This is a genomic window from Gimesia aquarii (assembly GCF_007748195.1).
Taxonomy (GTDB): Bacteria; Planctomycetota; Planctomycetia; order Planctomycetales; family Planctomycetaceae; genus Gimesia; species Gimesia aquarii.
The window spans coordinates 2,554,509-2,577,135 of the sequence record NZ_CP037920.1 but is presented as its reverse complement, the minus strand read 5'-3'; the positions used below and the strand labels follow the sequence as shown (position 1 = coordinate 2,577,135).

At 44.5% G+C, this 22,627-nt stretch carries 12 protein-coding genes; 3 read left to right on the top strand and 9 right to left on the bottom strand.

What is annotated here, in order from left to right; translation table 11 throughout:
• Nucleotides 1-373: 373 nt before the first annotated feature.
• A complete protein-coding gene (locus V144x_RS10290) occupies nucleotides 374-8,668 on the bottom strand; it encodes a VCBS domain-containing protein (protein ID WP_232102778.1) in 8,295 nt (2,764 codons plus the stop codon).
• An 878-nt stretch (nucleotides 8,669-9,546) separates the two neighbouring features.
• Between V144x_RS10290 and V144x_RS10285 the strand changes: the two genes are divergently transcribed.
• Entirely contained in the window at nucleotides 9,547-10,983 is a 1,437-nt protein-coding gene (locus V144x_RS10285) for a porin (protein WP_144985080.1), read from the top strand.
• 34 nt (nucleotides 10,984-11,017) lie between these two features.
• Here the strand turns inward: V144x_RS10285 and V144x_RS10280 are convergent, their stop codons facing one another.
• The 7 genes from V144x_RS10280 to V144x_RS10250 form a co-directional block, all read right to left on the bottom strand.
• Nucleotides 11,018-12,013: a cation diffusion facilitator family transporter gene (locus V144x_RS10280; protein WP_144985079.1), complete on the bottom strand. Its 996-nt coding sequence runs from the start codon at nucleotides 12,011-12,013 to the stop codon at nucleotides 11,018-11,020.
• Nucleotides 12,014-12,203: 190 nt separating this feature from the next.
• Nucleotides 12,204-13,367 (bottom strand): M24 family metallopeptidase, encoded by a 1,164-nt coding sequence (locus V144x_RS10275; protein ID WP_144985078.1) that lies wholly within the window; start codon nucleotides 13,365-13,367, stop codon nucleotides 12,204-12,206.
• A 446-nt stretch (nucleotides 13,368-13,813) separates the two neighbouring features.
• Nucleotides 13,814-15,553 (bottom strand): TIGR03545 family protein, encoded by a 1,740-nt coding sequence (locus V144x_RS10270; protein WP_144985077.1) that lies wholly within the window; start codon nucleotides 15,551-15,553, stop codon nucleotides 13,814-13,816.
• Nucleotides 15,550-16,062, bottom strand: coding sequence for a TIGR03546 family protein (locus V144x_RS10265; protein ID WP_144985076.1), 513 nt, complete (start codon nucleotides 16,060-16,062; stop codon nucleotides 15,550-15,552). The genes V144x_RS10270 and V144x_RS10265 overlap by 4 nt, the downstream gene beginning before the upstream one ends.
• A 246-nt stretch (nucleotides 16,063-16,308) precedes the next feature.
• Entirely contained in the window at nucleotides 16,309-16,710 is a 402-nt protein-coding gene (crcB, locus tag V144x_RS10260) for a fluoride efflux transporter CrcB (RefSeq protein WP_144985075.1), read from the bottom strand.
• A 45-nt stretch (nucleotides 16,711-16,755) separates the two neighbouring features.
• Entirely contained in the window at nucleotides 16,756-17,964 is a 1,209-nt protein-coding gene (locus tag V144x_RS10255) for an outer membrane protein assembly factor BamB family protein (protein WP_144985074.1), read from the bottom strand.
• Between the two features lie 59 nt (nucleotides 17,965-18,023).
• Entirely contained in the window at nucleotides 18,024-19,172 is a 1,149-nt protein-coding gene (locus tag V144x_RS10250) for a hypothetical protein (RefSeq protein ID WP_144985073.1), read from the bottom strand.
• A gap of 291 nt (nucleotides 19,173-19,463) precedes the next feature.
• Between V144x_RS10250 and trpD the strand changes: the two genes are divergently transcribed.
• Both trpD and V144x_RS10240 read left to right on the top strand, forming a co-directional pair.
• A complete protein-coding gene (trpD, locus tag V144x_RS10245; RefSeq protein ID WP_144985072.1) occupies nucleotides 19,464-20,495 on the top strand; it encodes an anthranilate phosphoribosyltransferase in 1,032 nt (343 codons plus the stop codon).
• Between the two features lie 178 nt (nucleotides 20,496-20,673).
• Entirely contained in the window at nucleotides 20,674-21,150 is a 477-nt protein-coding gene (locus V144x_RS10240; RefSeq protein ID WP_144985071.1) for a DUF2203 domain-containing protein, read from the top strand.
• A 40-nt stretch (nucleotides 21,151-21,190) separates the two neighbouring features.
• Here the strand turns inward: V144x_RS10240 and V144x_RS10235 are convergent, their stop codons facing one another.
• Nucleotides 21,191-22,555, bottom strand: a complete 1,365-nt coding sequence (locus tag V144x_RS10235; RefSeq protein ID WP_144985070.1) for a sulfatase-like hydrolase/transferase — start codon at nucleotides 22,553-22,555, stop codon at nucleotides 21,191-21,193.
• Nucleotides 22,556-22,627 lie beyond the last annotated feature (72 nt).

The window sequence follows — 22,627 nt, the reverse complement described above, 5'->3', positions numbered from 1 at the left end:
CAATGTAACAAAATCTTAAGAGATAATTGGTTCCAGAAATAGGGACCTGAACTGTTCTGGAATTGAAGTTGCCTGTTTTAAAAGCAGCCCAACCCACATAATTAACTTGTCTGTCCTGCTGTACTCCAAGACTTCTGAAACATAACATCAGCCTGTTCAGTATTCAAGAACAGAAGGCACAGACTTCGAAACTCTTCTAATAGAATCACTCAACCCTAACAAAAATGAGTATATGTTGACAAAAATCAACTCGACTACCCATCTCCCCTACAACAGCTAATCAATGATTATTTCTATAATAGTACACAAGAACCCTTATGGTATTCTCACACACATAAGGGCTCATAGATAATGATGAATTAGAAACAGGGGCCTAGAGAATTGGTCCTGTCCAGTCAGAGAAGACGTCATCAAATCCGGCTTCAACTCGTTCATCCAAACCGAATAGATCCAGTTCTGTCTCATCCAAATCAGAGTCAAAAACAGTGTTCGTTTCACCACTTCCCACAATTGCTAATCCATTTTGACGCAGGTCACTGACCAAATCTTCGAGTACCGTCAGATCGAGTTCGTCCTGGTCCAACCCGGAATCTTTAAGATTCAAGAGATTTGACGCTAGATTGAATTGTGATAGCACGCGATTGCTCTGATCCGAGAGATTGCTGGAAATTTGGATGACACTCGGTTCCAAATCAACAAACGATTCGACATCAGTGATAACGTCTATTGACTGTTGATTCATGGCAGAGTCTGCTACTAACTGATCAGTAGTCGGCAGATTCGCCATCAGAGGAGCATTGACACCAACCTGAATTTCGAAGTTCCCATTAGCCGCCGTTTCATGTGCAGTCTGCAGAATGAGTGTATCCAGTACCGAAGGCAGTTTGCGAACTCCCGGATCCAAGGTCGCATTCATGATATCGCCTGCATGAACAGTTTCATCCAGGTGTAAACCGTCATTCGTCAATGTCGCTTCAAATCCGCTACCGACGAAGCTTAAAGTTCCACCCACACCCACTTCGACATGACTGCCGAATGGTGCATACGTTTGAGTAAACCCGGCGACGTGACCAATTTCGTGTAGTAATACCGTCAGCAAGTCATATCGGCCGACTGCGTCCGAATTACTATCAGCAGTATGAGCGACTCCCCCCTCCAATTCAGTACCGCCAAAGGCTGTGGTGCTGATATCAGAATACCAGCCTAATCCGGCTGCATCATCATCGAGCGTCACAATCCCGGCAATGGGACGTCCCTCTTCATCGACGGCCGTAATCTGCCCCTCACCCAACTGGGTTCCCCCCAGATCGGTAATTACCAGTTGAATATCAAGCGGTTGTTCCAGCCCTAATGCATCCTGCCAGATTCCGAGAGCCTCCTGCATTACATCATCTATAGAAGAATCACCGGTAATGTCGGTTGTGTTACCATACCAACGTTGCAGGAAGTTTGAAGGATAAACGACTTCTCTATTACCACCTTTATACACCCCATAGTTGGTGGCAAAGAACGACAAATCTTTAAAGTTAACTGAACCACTTTTATCGGCATCGAGGGCCCAGACATAGGGAGAGTTCGTATCGAGTACGTTCTGGCCATAGACGGAGGCTAAGATCATTAGATCACGGAAATTGATGGTATCATCGTCATTTACATCATAGGCAATGGCCCATAAGTCCGTTTCAGGGGCATCCCCGACAATGATGTTTGTATTAACATCATCAGTCAGTCCCACGTTGACATTGCTGAGTGAAAGTCCCAATGCATGAGGACCGATGAATTTGTCTTCGAAGTCAATCGAAACATCATCCTGCTCCAGCGATTCAAACTTAACACGTGCCAATAGAGCTTTCTTGTAGCTTCCTGTTCGCTCAATGGTTGTTGTACCACTCAATGAACTCACGACGCCAGTGGAATCATCAATTACCGCTTTTCCATCATCAGCGAAGGCCTTACCAAATTCAATTTCTGTGGCAGTAAAGAAGTTTGTGTTGTAATTCAAATCTGCCATAGCTTCAGTGATTGCTTTTGCATCAGCGGTTTCTATATAGATTTCTACCCAGAACGAACTCCATTCGTCGATCCAGGTATCACTGCTTGGCAAACTATTAACATGACCGGTTGAATCAATCTCAGTCTGATTTCGCACAACAACCAGATCAACGGCAGTACCTTCTGTCAAAACTTCATTGTTTGTACCAGTTTGTGTTCCATGTAAAGGTGCTGCTCCAGTACTGACACTTATAGTCAGGTCATAACTGCCAATATCGAATACATCAACATTTACGTTTGGATTATTATCAACATCACGGTCAACAAGATTCTCTGGATTGTAAGGCGTTGAAATATCAAAAGCATCATTCAAAGCACTCACACCAATATAAAACGTGTCTTGACTCCCTGTCTGGTTCGTGAATGAGACAAATGAATCTTTTGCTCCGAGATCTATAAGAAATTCATTTGGAGCATCCAAGTCATTATCTGAAAATGCAACCTGATTTCCATTTGAATCAAAAATGTAAATCACACTATCAAGTCCAGTCCCAAACATATCTGCATCGACATCTACTGTGACAGTATCACCGACATTTAATTCAACCTTGAACATATCCACATCAGTCAGGGGATCATCTAGCGAGCTGTTATTACCAATCGTTCCCTGAAAAACCTGTGTCCCTAGATTAGAAGATGACAGTCCGGTTTCTTCCGCAGTAGCAATGGTATCACCAAACTGATCCGATTGATCAGAGTTGAATATAGTTGCGATAGATCCAACGAAATCTAATTCAATCACAGCTCCGTTTGAATCGGTAAATGAAATTCTACGACTGATTGGAATAATCAATTCGTAGATTCCCGGTGATACTTCAGTCAATTCTGCATGACTCCATGAAGCTAACCCAGCAGGAGGAGTTGTTTGGGGATCAAAGAAGGTCATTGAAAGACCATTCGTCGACTCTGAGTTTTCGTTTACTGGAAAATTACCACCTACCACGAGAAATGAATCTATTTGCCCATTCTCAAGTTGCCATGCTTCTGTAATATCGAATGATCCACCAGAGAGAGACTGTTGACTGGAAAATACTGCAGCAATTGCATCTCGTAAGGCAATATTTAATGGACCATTTGTACTATTTCCTACCAAACCGAAATCGGCTAAATCAAAATCACTTAGTCCACCAGTTGCACCACGATTTGGAATTGCTAAACCAGAAGGATTGAGTTCGACAAATGAATTTACAATTTGAATCATCGTCGGATTATCAAGATCATCGAGAGAAACATTGAAACGACCACTCATGCTAGCTTCATCTAGCCCAACAGCCTGAGGGGTTAAATTCACTATTTCGCCATTAAGGTCTACAGTCCCTGAAACAGAGATACTGCTTTGATCTGTTTGAACAAGAAACTCCTGAGTCGGAAGATGAGTAACCGCAGCCCCAACGATTGAAATTTGACTGAGATCAATCTCTCCGACACCATTTCTAGAAACAGAATCACCTGCACTAAAATTAATCGTGTAATCAACTGGATTCCCCACAGGCGTTTCAGAGTCTGCGTTGAATGATACGTAACCGACTCTTGCATAGCGTGGCCCGTCTCCAACACCAGGATTAATTCCCGAACCTCGGAAATCAGCAACGATATTATTGTCATTATCAGGGTTAGCTACATCTGGAAGTAAATGGAAGGCGCTAGCCCCATTTCCAGCGAATGACTGCAGAGCTTGGGGAATATTGCCTTCTCCTTCCCAAGTTAGATCAAATGTAATACCAGATAAACCAGTCGTTGATTGTCCTGCTAAAACTTGAGACAGTCGATCGCTGATCCAGATCTCTATTACGTAATCTTCTTCTGTGAAAAATTCAGTCTGTCCCGTTGGTAGATTATTAACATCATCAACTTCTGGTGAAACAGTAATATTATTACCGGAAGCAATGCTGATTGTACCTCCTACTTCCTCTACTTGAATTGCCAAAACTCCATTGTAGAGTTTGTCTATAATCTCGCTTGTCAATCCTTCACCAGCAGTCCATGTTCCTGACAGAGTATTAACACCTATTGACGTGTCGATTACCGGATTATCATCAGCAGCTACTTTATTGAAAATTGTAAATTGAACCGCATCTCCATCTGATGTATCGATTATCCGTACTGCTTGCAAATCAGTATTCAGGTCAATGTCATAGCTATTCAGAAAGATTGTATAGTCCAAATCCTGTCCATTATTTATGAGATGGAATTGTCCTGCACCCGCTTCAGTTATAATTTGTTCAAAAGATCGCTCAGCCCGGAAATAAGTAAAGTCACGGCCTGAAGATGCTGTAGAACGAGCTATCAGTCGAATATCAACTGTTTCCTGAGGATCAGGAGATAAAATAAACGTACTGGTAACAGGATTCGAGATCCCGTCACTTGAAGATGCTTGAACAGTAATTTCTACAGGAAGACGAACCTGGTTCGCAGCGTAATCACTATATTCGATATGCAATTCATTTGAATCAATTCCGGAAATAAAGATATTATTCGCCCAGAAGTTTGCCGGCAAAGGATCTCCACCAACCAGAGTTGCGGAGAAAACGCTGTAACTGACTACGTCACCGGGATCAGCATCATCAAAATGGTTGTCCAAGTTGATGATTTCGGTTGTCAGACCATCCCGAGAGATATCAGGCAACTCATTCGTCACTTGCAATAATTCATTACTACCAGTGACGGTAACAGTTACTGTAGCACTCGAAGTTGAACCATTATTATCATCAATCGTATAGGTAAATGTATCCGTCGCTGTCTCTGAAGGTAGATTTAAACCATCGAATTGGCCATTTGGATCATAGGTTAGGGTCCCATTATTATTGAGTGTGACTGTAGCGACCGAATCCACTCCACTTAATGTGATCGTCTGACCTAAAGTAACGTTTTGACCGTCAATTACAATCACCGTCAATACATCGTTCGTATCAGGATCCGTATCAGGACCATTCCCATTGTCGGCTGTTACATCAATCTCAATCGTGTTGTTTTTGCTAGTCGTGACAGCGTCATCTTGTGCTGTGACGGGATCGTTCACACCGTTGATCGTGATCGTCACTGTGGCCGTATCCGTACCACTCAGCCCATCGTCGATCGTATAACTGAAGCTGTCCGTGCCCTGCTCACCGTCTGCCAGAGCATTAAACTGGCTCGAACTTGAAGGATCGTAGCTGAAAGTACCATCATCGTTCACTGTCAACGTCGCACCCGATGCCAGGACGATCGGATTATTCACATCACCTGATACACCATTCACTTCCGTGATCGTGAAACTCGCCCCATTATCCGGATCGCTGTCCACACCACTCCCGTTATCGGCAAACAGATCACCGCCGGTACTCGTGTCTTCGTCCGTTGTAATCGCATCCGCTTCCGCGACCGGAGGATCATTCACACCATTAATTGTAATCGTCACCGTGGCTGTATCTGTACCACTCAACCCATCGTCGATCGTATAACTGAAGCTGTCCGTGTCCTGCGCACCGGCTGCCAGAGCATTGAACTGGCTCGAACTTGAAGGATCGTAAGTAAACGTACCATCGGAATTCACTGTCAGCGTCGCACCCGATGCCAGAATGATCGGGTTATTCACATCACCGGATACACCATTGACTTCCGTGATTGTGAAACTCGCGCTACTGTCCGGATCGCTGTCCACACCACTCCCGTTATCGGCAAACAGATCACCGCCGGTACTCGTGTCTTCGTCCGTCGTAAACGCATCCGCTTCCGCGACCGGAGGATCGTTCACACCATTGATTGTGATCGTCACATCCTCCGCCGTACCATCGCTGGAGGTCACGGTGAATGTGTCGGTGACTTGATCCCCGGCGTTCAACGCATTCAGATCCGCAGTCCGGGTATAGGTCCAGTTGCCAGCCGCATCGATCGAGAAGGTACCATGCGTTCCCACTGTCGATGACTGTGTCACAAATACATCTTCCCCATCGTCCACGTCCGTAATTGTCAGCGTGCCGCTGTCACCGGCTTCGTCTTCCGTCATATCGCCCGCGTTGTCACCACCAATCAAGGCGTCATCGTTCAGACCATTGATCGTGATCGTCACATCCTCGGTCGCCGTACCATCGCTGGAGGTCACGGTGAATGTGTCGGTGACTTGATCCCCGGCGTTCAACGCATTCAGATCCGCTGTCCGGGTATAGGTCCAGTTGCCAGCCGCATCGATCGAGAAGGTACCATGCGTTCCCACTGTCGATGACTGTGTCACAAATACATCTTCCCCATCATCCACGTCCGTAATCGTCAGCGTGCCGCTGTCACCGGCTTCGTCTTCCGTCATGTCACCCGCATTGTCACCACCAATCAAGGCGTCATCGTTCAGACCATTGATCGTGATCGTCACATCCTCGGTCGCCGTACCATCGCTGGAGGTCACAGTGAACGTGTCGGTGACTTGATCCCCGGCATTCAACGCATTCAGATCCGCTGTCCGGGTATAGGTCCAGTTGCCGGCCGCGTCAATCGAGAAGGTACCATGTGTCCCCACTGTCGATGACTGTGTCACAAACACATCTTCCCCATCATCCACGTCCGTAATCGTCAGCGTGCCGCTGTCACCGGCTTCGTCTTCCGTCATGTCACCCGCATTGTCACCACCAATCAAGGCGTCATCGTTCAGACCATTGATCGTGATCGTCACATCCTCGGTCGCCGTACCATCGCTGGAGGTCACAGTGAACGTGTCGGTGACTTGATCCCCGGCATTCAACGCATTCAGATCCGCTGTCCGGGTATAGGTCCAGTTGCCGGCCGCGTCAATCGAGAAGGTACCATGTGTCCCCACTGTCGATGACTGTGTCACAAACACATCTTCCCCATCATCCACGTCCGTAATTGTCAGCGTGCCGCTGTCACCGGCTTCGTCTTCCGTCATGTCACCCGCATTGTCACCACCAATCAAGGCGTCATCGTTCACACCGTTGATCGTGATCGTCACCGTGGCCGTATCGGTCGTAATCAAGTTGCCTGTGCCATCATCAATGGTATACGTAAAACTATCAGTTGCCGATGCCCCAGCAGCCAAATACTCAAACTGACCGTTGGGATTATAAGTAAATGTACCATCCGAGTTGAGAGTCAACAGTGCTCCCGATGTTAGTGTGATCTGATTGCCGACACTCGCAGCATTTCCGTTGACTTCAGTAACAGTGAAGGGGTCGTTTTCGACATCCGAATCAGGCGTTGTGGGGTTCGCGGCAAATACATTGCTGCCACCGTTCAATACCGTGTCTTCGTCTGTCGTAAAAGCATCATCGATGGCGACTGGCGCATCGTTCTGTGGATTTACATCAACGGAAAATAAATTTGAGAGAACAGAGTTACCAGCTAAATCCATTGCCAGAATCACAATGTCAGTTGAGCCAAAGGCATCCTGAATAGAGTTCAAGACTAAATTTCCAGACGAGAAGTCCACGGTGACAATCGGATTCGTGATACTATCGACCTGGAAGCTGAGTGCCGTTCCACCGTTCTGATTGAAGAAGTTGGTCAGAGGTCCCAGATCCAGTGAACCAAAATCTTCATCTTCATTCTGATTTGTAATCTGTGTTCCTGTAACAGTGGGATCGGTTACATCCAACTCGAAAGTCACATCGAAGAAGGAATCGACATTATTGTTGTCATGCTCATCCTGTGCAAAGAAGCTGAGAGTATGCGTGCCGCCCTCCAGAGAATTTCCATTATTCAGATTGGTCTCTATCCAACTACGAGAAAGCGTAAACGAGCCACCATTCGCACCACCAGAAATGAGTGGGAAAATATCAACGAAATCGACCAGGGGAGCGCCATCCAGTCCTACTTTAAATTGTGTAATCAAGCTCTCATCAGAGATATTCCCCAAGATGGTTAAATCGTTAGTGATCCCATCGGAATCGGAAACACCGGAATCGATTTGCAAACCAGCAATGATCTGAGGTGCATCCTGATCACCAATCAGTTCGAGTTGAACGGCGGGGAGGTTTTGATTTCCTTCCACCAATTCCAAATCGTAATTATCGACGTCACCATCTCTGTCACCATCTAACTCTTCTGAATAGAAGCTGGCGCTGGGGTCCAATCCCAGTTGCTGTACCAAGTGAGGTGTGACACCATTGAAACCAAATAGATGCTGTTGCATGGCTACAAATGCGTGTAGTCGTTCGGTATCAGAAACAGAACCACTACCATCCATGTCACCGGGTAGGAACACATCAACAATAAAACCACCGATGTCAGAAGTTTGCCCATTGACTTCGATTCGGTATGAAGTACTAGGACTCAAAGTAGCCAAGGCAAGTGAGTTCGTCGAACCATTATGATCATTTTCAGCGAGTTCTAGGGGAACAACTGCATTTGTATTAGCATCGAAAATGCGGATCGCTGCCGGATCAAAGACAGAGTTGGCGGCCGCTCTAACTTCAAATCCCAATGTGGGTGAACTACCTGGCCCGACATTCAGGGTCAGTTCCGTCGTGTCATTGGGCTGATTTACTGAACTTTCGAGCGAAGCCAGAATATTGCTGGCGAGTAAAGTTCGATCTTCAAGCCGTTCGACATGGCTCGCATAGCCAATCGGGCGAGAGACCCGAAATGGCAAACGACGATTAATTTTGCGAGCAGATTTACGGCCAAACAATCTCTTCAGGCTCTTCATAATGATTTTTACTCGTAACTTGAATAGTGGTCAAATTTTTGATTGGTATGATTCGAGAGGGTATTTACTGTTGAAATAGTCACTTAGTTTGACGATTAAAGGGATTAAATCTAACAGTAAGCCATACCTTGTCTAAACAGTTTTTCTTCTTTGCTTACGCATTTTTGGCTAAAGAATGCAGATATTAATCCAACATGAGAAATATCTTTGCCCATGGAGGACCCAATTGCAATTAATAAAAAGGCAATTTGCAAGGTTTAGGAGATGCTGTTCAGGTTATAGGACCATCGTGAAGGTCATCATAAAGAGATGAATTTTGTCCAGTAATAGGAATGAGCCGTAACGTTACTTTAAGTCAACATGATTGTTTAACTTAAGAAACATCTTCGTCAAGGGAACTGTACATTCCATACAATATTCTGCTTCGATAAATAGGAGTCATTCCTCAAACAGATCTCAAAGAAGAAAAGGTTGGGTAAGAACCAATCAGTCTATGAAAAAAAAGTACTACTAATACTGATATCTTAAAATAGGCAAATCAGAGGTGAGCCTGACGTTTAAACCTCAAAATGAGTGTTAAGAGATTACTTTACAAATAAATAGCTTCTGTTTCCCCAACCATCCAAACCGAAATAGAAAGAGGAAGAGTCCTTATCCTCATTGTTTGACTTTTAGCCCACTATTGAGCCACAGAACCGTATAACTATATATTTTCAAGCAGCTTAATGCCGATTGTATATGTATAGTTCCATTCAATGAGAGATGGGGAAACTGTTTCCAAGGACGGAATACTACCAGCGATATGCGAATTATAAGATTCGCAGTTCATTAGTCATTTTATCGCACATGTTTGGATTAAGATGCGAATAAAAAAATACTCACAATGGATTGTGTTTGGCGTCATTATATGTATGCCAGGAGTCGTTTTCGGACAGCAAAATCAACTAGAGAATGCGTTCTCTTATGACTCTGCGTTTGAGTTCGAAGAAGATCAAAGCGTATACCAACCTGTGTCATTAGACTATGTTGACACAAGCTGCGACACCACTGATGAAGCTGGAACCTGTTGTGTTGATGAATTATGCCTGCCGGAATGCCAGTGCTGTAATTTCCTCGAGCAGTTCCTTATGAGTCGTTCACCACTATACCCTTCGATGAATTCTCAGAGAATCAGAGTAGGTGGCTGGCTCGACCAGGGATTTACAGGCAACTTTCAGAAACCATCAAACAATTTCAATCTACCTGTCACTTTTAATGACCGCTCCAACGAATATCAGATGAACCAGCTTTATCTGTTTATGGAACGTGAAGTTGACTTTGGAGGGGATGAACTGGATTGGGGTTTCCGCGCCGACATCCTTTATGGTACCGACTATTTCTTCACTACCGCAATCGGGCTCGAAACGAACAGTGATGGCTCTGCTCACTGGAATAGCGCTAATGGTCCACGACGTAGCGGTGGCAATACATTTGCCATGTATGGTGTCGCACTTCCCCAATTGTATGCAGAACTTTATATTCCCTGGCTTTCGGGTGTGAGCATTAAAGCGGGGCACTTCTATACGCCAATTGGATATGAAAAAGTAACCGCACCCGACAACTTCTTTTATTCACATTCTTATTCCATGCAGTATGGCGAGCCATTTACCCACACCGGCATTTTGTCGACATTCCAGGTAAGCGATCAACTCCAATTGCTGGCTGGTATCGCCCGAGGTTGGGATGCCTGGGAAGATCCTAACGATGATGCGGAATTACTGGCGGGGATTGGCTGGGTCAGCAGTGATCAGGCAACAAACGTGAATCTCGCCTTATCTTCCGGTGATCAGGACACCAATGTCGATGCCAGTGCGAACCGTACAATAATCAGCTTTGTTTTGTCACACCAATTCAACGACTGCCTGACCTATGTGTTCCAGAGTGACTTCGGAATCCAGGACAATGGCGCAATCAATAATCAATTTCAAGTGGTCCCTGCGAAATGGTATTCAATTAATCAATACCTGTATTATGATGTATCTGATACATTAGCATGGGGAGCCCGATTTGAATGGTTCCGTGATCAGGATTTCTCTCGCGTCGTACAGTTAGCTCCCCCGTTTGCATCGGGTGGCAACTACTTTGAACTAACTGTGGGAGCGAACTGGAAACCTCACCCATGTGTCACAGTTCGTCCAGAGTTACGATTTGACTGGTCTGACACAAGTTCCCCTTTATTGAACGTACAAGGCCCCTACCGTAACTTCCAGGCTGACTATCAGGTCTTACTTGGTGGCGATGTAATCATTCGGTTCTAATTGAGTTGCGATTCGGAAGCCTCGCAAGACAGGGCTAATGATCTGCTTCGTAATAGGGCTCTACGTGTACAACTACTTCTCTCACATTAGGCCAATCGAGTTGGATCTGGTGGCGTACTCGTTGTGCCATTAAGTGAGCTTCAGCGACCGTTTCGTTAGGATTGACTTCGATATCTATATCTACATGTGCATCAGGTCCTGCTGCCTGGATTCTCACCTTTTCCACATCTAGAACACCTTCTACTTTTAATGCTGATAGCTTGACCTGATCGAAATAATTTTGATGAGGAATCTTGTCTGTCAGTTCATTAAGATTTTCTCTGGCAGCAATCCACCCCAAATAAATCATGATGACTGCAAGAATCATCGCAGTGAGATGATCAATTAAATGGCCATACTCAGAAATCTGGCTGGCGATAACCAAACCGAAGGCAGCCACCAGACTCGTAATCGCATCAACACGATAGTGATATGCTTCTGCTATCATCGCTGAGCTTTTTTCCTGTTTCGCCATTTTCAAAACAACACGACAAGTGATCTCCAGCAAAATCGCGGCAAACAAGGGAATCATCCAACTGACCCAGCCTATAATTTCAGATTGGGCATGACTGATTGCGGCGAACAATTGATAGGCAAAAGTGCCTGCCCCCACCACTAGAATCAGCAAGCCTAATTGAAAGCCTGCCAGAGGTTCATAGCGACCATGACCAAAAGGATGATCATCATCAGGTGGGCGCTCTGCTAGACGAATCGCGAATAAAATAGCGAATGATGTCAAAACATCGGCACTACTCGCCAGTGCATCTACGAGTAGAACAGAATGCCCCAGAAACCAAAGCCCCGTAAACTCCATGACAATTACAAACAAACGAACAGAAATCCCCATCCAGGAAACTTTGATGAGTCTGGCTGTTCTCCTTCGACGGAGACGAGAAACATCTTCTGATAGTTCTAAGCGTTCCGGGAACACGTCCAATACGGGGGTTTGAGTGAGAGAGCTGGAATTATCTGGGGGATCAGAAGCAACCATTAAAACAGTATCACATCAAAGTGAGTTATGGTGAAAACATGTAATTAAAGCATGCCAAACGATTTCCTTTGCCGACCCGGCTTGACTTATCTTGGTTCAACCAGGAAGAATTGACAAGTGAGAAATGGTGAGTATGAAATAAACTCTGATGTTTTCCAGTTCCAGTCGGTAACGGATTTCACATTTTGAATTAGTCTGGCAGGATCAAAATATCAGGCAAAGCAATTTGATGTTCTTTCACCATAATTTTTGCGGTCGGCCATTGCTCCATCGGCGTTATCAGGATGGTATTATCCTCTTCAACAAGAATCGTATCCCCGGTCATCGCCGGCCCTACTGAAGGATGCCAGAACGCAGCCGTGCCAGTTTTCAATTTAAACTCGCTATTAAGGAGAATCGATGTTTCTGCAGGCAAATATCCAATAATATCTGCCTGATCGGCGTGCTGCCATTCATCGGGACAGTCATATTTTTCATAGATTCGCTTTACTCGTTTCCAAGTATCAAATAATGCCCAATCGGGTTTGGAAAAATACATGCCGGTCGCTTGCATTAATAACGCCAGATGATGCGACTTGATAAAGCTGGATGGCGGCTTTCCCAATGAAACAGTTCTTGTCGCTGCGGCATGTAAGCCATTTTGAGAACCAACGGCAGAGATAATACAATATCGCTCCAGGCGATCTTCACCAAAGCCCCAATGACGATAACGAATACTTTGGCCATCAGCCATGACCTGCAAGCGTTTGGGAGTGACACCACGTTTTAGTAGTCGATGAGAGAGCGAACCGGCGATTTCCTGTTCTGTAGCACCGCGTTCCACACTTCTCGCCGTCGCCTCCACTGCATGTGCAACCAGTTTCCCCACTTCGCGAATGCGCTCGCCTTCCAGCTCAGTAAACGGAAACCGCAGGGATTTTAATTGCTCAGAAATATTCAATGTCTGATCGATTCCCGTATCGCTGGCGACTTTTCTTCCCTTACAAAGGTCATTTATTAATTTCGATAAGGGCTCATACCATGGTCTGGATTTTACCTGGAAACCTAGGCCGGGAATTGCGCGATCAAAAATTTGATCGGCATCCACATTATTGCAGGCGACTAGCCTTGCATCTGAAGTAACAAATACCGCTGCGATACTCTCAGTCGAGCCAGGACGGGATAAATCTGCGCCTGTTGTAAACCAGGAAATATTATCAGGCAACTGCAAGAGTAACGCATCAAGCTGATTCTTTTCCAGAAGTTCGAAAACTTGTTGCTGCTTCTGGTCTACGTCAATCGCACGTCTTGGGTCTGTCGTGGGTATTTCTCCTGAAGAGATGGGGGCATGAGCATTTACTGCCACGATAGTCATAAAAAACTCCAGACTGGATAGATTACAGACTATTCATCAAATACACGCAACAGACCCTTCAAGATACGTATGTTTGAATGTTGATCTCTTTAAATGAGTTTTGTATTGAATATTGTTTAAGTCAAGTCTTTCTCGAGTATATAACTCAATAATCCTAAGTTTCGCATCAATTATTGTTATGAATCAAATGTGAACCGGAGTTCATCGAACAAAAGAACCGGACGATTCGAGAAATGAATAAAACAATCACGAAAAGCGAGCTGGAGAGGTGCAGCCAGATAAGGCAATAAATAAGGCGAATAAAGGCATCCTGCATCGCACTCCATTCCTGCTATCATTAATAATATCAGAATCAGAGAGAAATCAAGGGGAATTTATGGGAACCAGCGCAACCATAGCCACTTTTTGCGGAGATGTGAAAATGCTTGAGCAAATGAGCAGTTCGCTTAACGCAGCAGCTGGCGGATATCCAAAGGACGATTTGATACTTTTTGGATGACGGCTTGCACTTTCGATTCCTGCTCTTCCAAATGAGCGATGATTTCAGAATATTGTCCATTGAGTTTTTGGATCAGTTTCTCTCGTTCCTGACTCGCTAAGTGCTCAATTTTCAGTGCCTTTTCTTGCTTTTGTCGATTGAATTCAGCTTCTAACGCCATATTCAAACCTTCGGCGATTTTCTGCCCTAACTCAGACTCAATTTTCAATTCTGGATTTTCATAAGAACCAGAATAATTCAACGTAGCAGAAATAGAATCGATGGAAGCTAAAGAATGTTCCAGGATGCTCCTTATTGCCTGATGGTTGGTTTTGGGACTGGAAAGCTGAAAACGAACCGGCGTCTGTTTAAATTCCAGACGACATTGGAAGTCCTCTTCTCTAAATGAAATGTGGGATTTACATTCTGTCTGATCCGCAATCAGAAAAAGTGAAAGCGTTTCTGAATTTTCGAGAGTGATCTTTTTCTGATGAGGAAGTTTGACTAACACAACAAATTCGTGTGTGGGTGATTCTTGATAAAACTTAAGATCTCCTGCCATTTTGATATTGGCTTCGGCCTCGATCTGTGCCTGGATTGTGATTGGTTCTTGATATAGTTTTGGAGAGCAGGAAAGGTCTTTGATCATTCCAACAAATGAATATTTCTGTTGATTCACTCGCACAGCACCTGTTAGTCGAATTTTTTTAAACAGAACTTGTGGTAAACTGGTATCACGTCGAAAATCAATCCATTCTCCCTGAGAGCGATCTGGTTCCTGTTCATCCTGCAGAGTTCTGACGGTTTGGAGAATCATATTCGACCAACCCGATACTTGATTTAGTTGCCGGGATAATTCCTCACCGAGTAATGCATGTAAGATCTTGTGTGGATCGGGTGAAATAGACTCCAACATCTGATCAAGGTTTGTCAGATCTCGCTCTTTCGCTTCTTCAATACGTTGGTAATCCTGCTGTGCAATTTGAGGAAGCAATTTCAACTCATTGCGAATTTGCTTGCCTTCCTTGATAAGTTGATCCACTCGCTCGGCTGATTGGGCATAAGTCTTGATTTTATTTAACGTCTTGCCACCTGCAGTTTTTACTTTATTTTGTACCGAATCCGCTTCCAGCTTAATCTGTTGAAGCCGTGTTTCGTATTGTGAAAAACGTTGTTTCCATTCTTGTTGAACGATTTTGGAAACGCGCACTGTTTCCAGGCGATTGGGGTCCAGTTGTTCGGTGAGTGAACTCGTCAGACTACTCAACCAGGATTTCCCCAGTTCTTTTGAAGTTTTACGAAACGGATTAGTGTCAAAATGGAATCTGGTTTCCGACTGGCCTGGTGTCGTCTCTGAGAGTTTTCCTGATGTCGTTCGAGGCGCGTCAAACTCCATACCAGAGACTGTCACTTCTTCGACGATCAGGTTTCGATGCATAAGTGGCTTGCCGGCAAGTTTCATTTCGATCTGATCGAATCGAACAAGGTTGCGTTGTTCGTTAGAATGACTGGCGATCGTAACCGGGCCCGTTTTGATTGAAGGAGGAAAGAAACCTGTTTGTAAACCGAAGACATCTACTTTCGTACCAGTTACCTTTTGTCCCAAACTGACCAGACTACTTCGTACAAGAGGATCGAATGCAAAAGCAAAAAAGAACCAGATTATGGCAGCAATTGTGAAACGAGGTAGCAAGTAATTCCATCTCATGCGACTTCCCCCGTAATCGCACTGATTTCAGTGCCCCAGAGAATTTGAACGATTCGATATTTCTTTAATTTCTGAGAAACCAACGGAGTATATTTTTCAAACTGAGGCTTCGAAATGCGATAAGTGGGATAGAATAAGAAAAGTCCCAGAATCAGACTGCCCATCACAATGGTATTATTGAAGTCTGTCCAAGGCATCAGAGGTACTTCATAAAATGAGTGCCAAAAATCCTGTAATGGTTCAGCCAGAAGAACGCTGCGTCCAATCAGATGACTCAGTGGGTCGAGTACTAAAGCCAGCCAGGAAAAAAGAACTGTTGATAATGATGCAGAGCAGAGATTGACTTTTGATCCAGCCAGGATGAAGAGCAAAATGACTGCTGTCAAATTCTCTTTGGGGACGAGGCCAATTACCATTCCCATACTGAACCCGAGTGCTAATTGATGGGTAGAACATGCACCACTGAGAGCACTAGCGAGAAAACGCAGAGGTCGAAGCCAATAGGACATTTCGGGGGATACTCCCTGCTATTTATGGAGTTAGGGAATCTAAAAAATAATTCCGCCTGACGAGAAGGTCAGGCAGAATTCCCCCCGTATGGTTTTGTTATCGGTCAGAATTCTCCTGCATCTTAATTGTTATAATCAGAAAATCTTAACAATTATAAAGAGCCACTGAGAGATTAGGAAACACAGTCAACTCAGACAAATCCAAGAACTCAGAGTAGCAAGAGACGCAATTAAGCTAAGTGTAGACTACTTTTCCAACCAGAAGACGACCGAAGACCAACCCAGCCAGACCGCAAAGAGACCGACGATTAAATTTCCCGTGATATTGAGAAAAGCATGATTCACTTCGGAATTTCTTAACAGACTTACTGTGTGATATCCAAAAGTCGAAAAAGTAGTTAACGAGCCCAAGAAACCCGAAATCAAAAATAGGCTGACATGTTCGTGCAGTCGAATCGAAGGATGAACTTGTTGTTTATGAGTCACGATGGCCATCAAAATGCCAATCACAAGACAACCTGCTACATTTACAACAAGGGTTCCTACAGGAAAGCTTCCCGGAAATTTCTTTGCTAAAAATTCCGTAATGCTATATCGCGCAACAGCTCCGACGAATCCACCTAATCCGACAGCCAGCAATTGTGACACAAATCGTTCCTTTTCTCAGTCGACCCTCTGGAGAGAAGATACTTGTTATTTAGAAGAAATTTTCCAAAGGTGTTTATCACTGCGGATAAATAGCGAGTTATTGGCAATCGCTGGAGTAGCCAGAATCGTTTCTTTCAAATCGATGTCTCCCGTGACTTCTCCTTTGTCTGTGCCCAATTGTACCACTTGCAACAACCCTTTCTCATTGACCAGATAAAGATGGTTTGCAGCGGCAATCGGTGTGGCACTAAAGGGACCTTTCAAGCGCAGTCGCCAAACCAAATCGCCTGTTTGTGGATTGGCACAGTTTAATACACCTGCCCGATTCACAGTAAATACATTATTTTGATAAACAAGAGGGCTGGCAGTACCGGGAGAGAGTTTTTGTTCCTTCCAAAGCACTTTAGGAGGATCACTGCTAGAACCGGGACTTAATGCAGTCAAACCATTAGAGGGAACATACAGAATGTTATCCCCTACTGTGGTAGAAGGAATCCGACCGGCGCCTTGTTCATACTGCCAGGCAGTTTCGCCTGTTTCAGGATAAATCCCATCGACGCCCTCACTTGACTGGAGCAATACAACAGGCTCAGCATTTGGAGATGATTGCAAAATCGCCGGTGAAGTCCAATTCGCAACACGCGGACGATTGATTTTCCAACGCGCAATTCCCGTCTTCACGTCGAGTCCAGTGGTAAATGAATCATCATCATTTTCAACAGGTACAATTAAGGTTTCGCCGACAACAATGGGAGAAGAAGCCATGCCAAGACTATTACTGGCATTGGGATAATCATGTGACAACCCACGTATCCAAAGTAAATTTCCATCCAGGTCGAGACACACCACATCGTTACTGGAAAAAGTAGCAAAGACGCGTTTTCCATCGCTGGCTGGAGTGGGAGTAGCAACAGACATTTTCTTATGGCACTGCGTGCGACCGGTTGCCCAAAACTGTCGTTCCCAAAGACGTTTTCCAGAATTGGCATCAAAACAAAGAACATGCAGTTGATCCTGTTTGAAACCCGTTGTGCTGGTAATAAAAACTTTATCACCAACCACGATGGGGCCAGAAGCCCCCCGCCCTTCCAGTTCAGCAGTCCAGGCAATGTTTTCCTGATCTACTTTAGCAGGAGGCGTTTCTGAAATAGCGACATTATTTGTTAAAGGCCCCCGGAACTGAGGCCAATCAGCCCCGCAACTCAAACAAACTGCAATCAATGGTATCAGAAATTTGATGGATTCGTATTTCATCAGTTCATCCTCTACAGGAAAGAAGCATAGTATTCATAATCGTATTGGTATATCGAAAGTCAGGGGCTCAGTTGCGTCGTTGCTTCTGCTTTTTGTGAAAGCACCCCTATTCCAGAAGGACGCGCGATGCGAAGTTGAAACTGATAACGTTGAGCCCAGCTATCAGTTTGCTCGTTCTGACAGAGTTTGAGCAAAATCACATTTTTACCAGGTTTGAATTTCACAGGTACACTGTACTGGTCCACAACCATCCCGCGATGATATTCATTCCGTGCAAACAGTAGTTTTCCATTCACCCAAATTTTCCAGGCATTGGGAGTGCCCAACCGAATTTCCAAAGATTGTTCCTGTGGGCTATAGAAGTCAGCTACACAGTACATGACGGCTCCTTTATAGGGAGAAATCGACTTCGCGATATCAAAAATCCCATAATCATCTTCAGTGTTCACCGATTTCCATTTTACTTTTCCTTCTTTTCCTTCCAGAGTTGAAGAGAAATCAATTTTATCTTCTGGAGAATAGACTGTGTCATAACCTTTTTTATCTCGATTATCAAAAGGTCCAACAATCATCCAGTCAGATAGAAATCCAAAATGTTTTTGAAGATCAATCTTGTCACCCAACGCCCTTAATGGTTTGACGATCGCTTTGACCTGATCGGAATCGGTAGCGCCGGTGAGAGCCTGTTGATAGACTTTCTTTGCCTGATTTTTTTTTCCGGCCTTTTCCAGACTCTTTGCTTCATCAATCAAGCGCTGCACAGCATCGCGTCGGAGAGTGACACTGGCATCATTTAACATGCCAGGAATGATTCGGTCTGCAGCCTGCGGATCGACTTTGATGAGAGTTTCGTATGCCAAACGTCTGGCACGAGGGTTCTGTGATTTATCCTGAATAAATTTTTCCAATTTTTGTGTGGGAAGCGTTTTCTGTTTGATGGCATTTGCAGCAATCGCCTCAAAGGCACCACGCAACCAATTGACTGCGATGGGATTTGCATCTTTAAAACCAGAAAGAATAGGTATCAGAGCCGATGCATTTGATTTTGAGAGCTTTTGAACCGCTTGTGAGGCAGTTAAATTTCCCTGGCCTTCTTTTTGAACCTGCTTGATTTGCGTAATTTGTTGTTCAATGTCATCAGCCCCCCAGACTGTCATCAGAGAACTGAAAAGGAACATGAGGCAGAATAAAAAACTGCTTCGCTTCATCGGAGTCTCCTGAGATTGATCGCTGTAATAAAACTGACCCACCAATTATCTGGGGATCATTTAATGATTGAAGGAGTTTAGGACGATATTGTACCAATTTGATTCCCACACCTACAAGTATGACAGTTTCGTTTCAATTGATTCAAGTCACTAAGGTGAGAATGAGACTTTGTTTAATTAAATTTAACATTCACCATTCACGCGATCATCGGCAGATTCTATCATGATAACTTGATACAATTTGGGACCGGGACAGGAATAGCTTTATTTCGGGCATTTGGATTTTAGCATATGTCGACAGCTCTGAAAAAAACGATCGATCAATTACTTCAGGGAGAAAACCTGGGACAAACTGCTGCTTACGAAGCAGTCTCCTCTATTATGCGCGGCGAATGTAGTGAAATACAAATTGCCGCTTTTTTGACTGCACTCCGCATGAAAGGTGAAGTTTCGGAAGAATTAGTAGGTGCAGCACAAGCCATGCATGAACGGGCACTTGCGATACCAACACATTGCTCAGGGCTCCTGGATACCTGTGGAACTGGCGGAGATCAGCTTCACACGTTTAATATTAGTACGGCTGTTGCACTCGTTGCTGCGGCTGCGGGTATTCCTGTTGCAAAACACGGAAATCGAAGTGTTTCCAGTTCCAGCGGTTCGTCAGATGTACTTGAAACGTTAGGAGTCCGCTTAGACTTATCGCCTGCAGAAATTGGAATGTGCCTGGAAGAGACAGGGATTGGATTCTGTTTTGCACCACTTTTGCACTCTGCAATGAAACACGTGGCCCCTGTTCGGCGTGAACTGGGATTTCGTACGATCTTTAATTACCTGGGGCCTTTAACGAATCCGGCAAATGCAGAATACCAATTATTGGGGGCAAATTCTGTACAGGCCTCAGAAAAAATTGCTCAAGCATTACTGAAATTAGGCCGAAAACATGCACTGGTTGTCTGTGGTAATGGAGAACTTGATGAGATTAGCCTCTGGGGAAAAACGTTGATTCATGAAGTAACTGGTTCCGACTTGCGATCCTATGAATGGTCTGCAGCTGATTTTGGACTACCAGAATGTGACGTAAGTCAGTTGCTTGTCGAATCCTCAGAACAAAGCGCGCAAGTGATTCTTGACATCTTTAATGGTGAACAGGGGCCAGCGCGAGATATGGTTGTGGCAAATGCCTCAGCTGCCTTAATGGCAGCGGAAAAGACCTCAAATCTGCATGACGCTGTTCAAAATGTCTCAAGACTGATCGATGAAGGACAAGTATTGAAAAAACTCAAACATCTCATCGAATTTACCAGTAATATTAATAGAGATTAAAACGTCAAAAGTAACAGAGAAACAAAAAATGCGACTGTCTTCAAACGTGTTGACTTGCCGAATCTGGTGATCCTCTTATAATTCTTCAAAGCTCGAATCATTAGCAAAGAGTAATTATGAGTAGCAAGTAACAACACTTTTGGGTTGATTGCTTTCTTTAAGAAATAAAGGTCTTGTTATGAATGCTGAAGCACAAAGAAAGCTGATTTTCACACCAGAAGAGGCCAGTCTTCGGTTACCACTCGTGCAAGCGATTGTCAAAGACATTGTTGAGCTCTTTCAAAATCTGAATGATCGACAAGAACGAATCGCAGAAATCAAGCGGCTACCGGGTGCTTCCGCTCGCGATGAAGAATCAGCCTATAGTGAGGAACTGATCCAGGCTGAATTGGACATCGAAAATGATTTGGAGCAACTCAAAGGATACGTTTCCGAACTCATCGATTTGGGAGTAGAGTTAGAAGATCCTGGAATGGGTGTCGTCAATTTTCCGGCTTTACGTGAAGGTAAAGAAATCAGCCTCTGCTGGAAATATGGTGAAGAAGAAATCGCCTACTGGCATCATTTGGACGAAGGATTTTCTGATCGGCAATTACTGTTTGAAGAATCTTTAAAACGCGATTCCGAAGAGAACGATGATGATCCTATCGTTTGATCGTTAGCTCATTTCCATATCATGTGAAGTCCGTTTCTTCTTATCTGGATGTGACATCACTTTTCCAGGTTTGGTAAGCACTCTTTAATTTCGCAGCAATCTCCGGATGTTTCGCAGACAAATCTTTTGTTTCTCCCAGATCTCGTTCCAGATCAAACAACATAAAATTCCGGCCAGGCTTAGTACGTAACAGTTTGTATTTACCATCTCGGACCGCGCTAAAGTTCCGATATTCAAAAAAGAACCTTCGTGGTTCTGCTGATTCCGGTGATTCGAGAATTGGGAAAATGTTCTCACCATCCAGTGTCCGATCCGCTGGAACTTTTCCTCCTGTCAATGAAATTAATGTTGGAAGAATATCAAGGCTGATGATTTGACTCGAGTTCACTGTTCCTGCTTTGACGTGTCCGGGATATCGTACTATTGCCGGAACTCGAATTCCCCCTTCCCATAATGTAACACCACCATCGCGCAACGGTTTGTTGCTGGCCACTTCCAATCCTCGTTCCTTCAGCATGAACGCACCGTTATCCGAATACCAGATGACAATTGTATTCTCACTGAGTCCGCTCTCTTCCAATTGCTGCAAAACACGACCAATGGCGGTGTCGAGCGCCGTCACAACAGCGCGATACCGTTCTTGAGGATTTTTGGTTTGAGGAGAATAGCCATAATCCTTAAAGGCGCGATCTGGAGCTTGCCACTCATTAGGTTGGCCCGGTTGTTTATTACGTTTTCCAGGAAAATGAGGTGCATTGAACGGTAAATAGATAAAAAACGGTTGTTGCTTGTTCTCAGCTATGAATTTGCAGGCTTCGTCGGCAAACAGGTCTGTGGAATAGCCTTCAACAAACACCTCTTTCAATCCACGCCACAAGTCATGCCTCCCTGCATAGAAATGATGATAATAGTCAATGTTTCCTGCTGCAAATCCGAAAAACTCGTCAAAGCCGCGTTCTGTCGGACGGCTTCCAGGTGAAAATCCCACATTCCATTTTCCGAAACAGGCAGTGCGATACCCCTGTTGTTTAAGATACTGAGGAATCAGTAACTCACTTTTTCGTAATCCATCCCCGTAATTTTCGTCCTTACTTAACTGATGATTCAAACCGATCCTTTGTGGATAGCGACCTGTTAACAGTGTCGCTCTTGAAACAGTACAGGTCGGGGACGCAGTGTAAAAATCGGTCAGTCGAGCTCCCTGTTGGGCTAGTCGATCAAGTTGAGGAGTTTTCATAATTTGATTGCCATAGCAGCCCAGATCACCGTAACCCAAATTGTCTGCCGTCATCAGCAAAATATTCGGACGCTGTCGCGTTTGCTTTTCTATTGCTGAAGCCTGCCTGATGGAGCTAACACAAAGCAAACATACTAAAATGAAATATAAAACTGGTCGATGATTCATAGAAGATTCTCTCAAGGTTTTTAATAAAGAAGAAAAACTCAATGGGATCAATGGTATGGGCAACTATGCCAT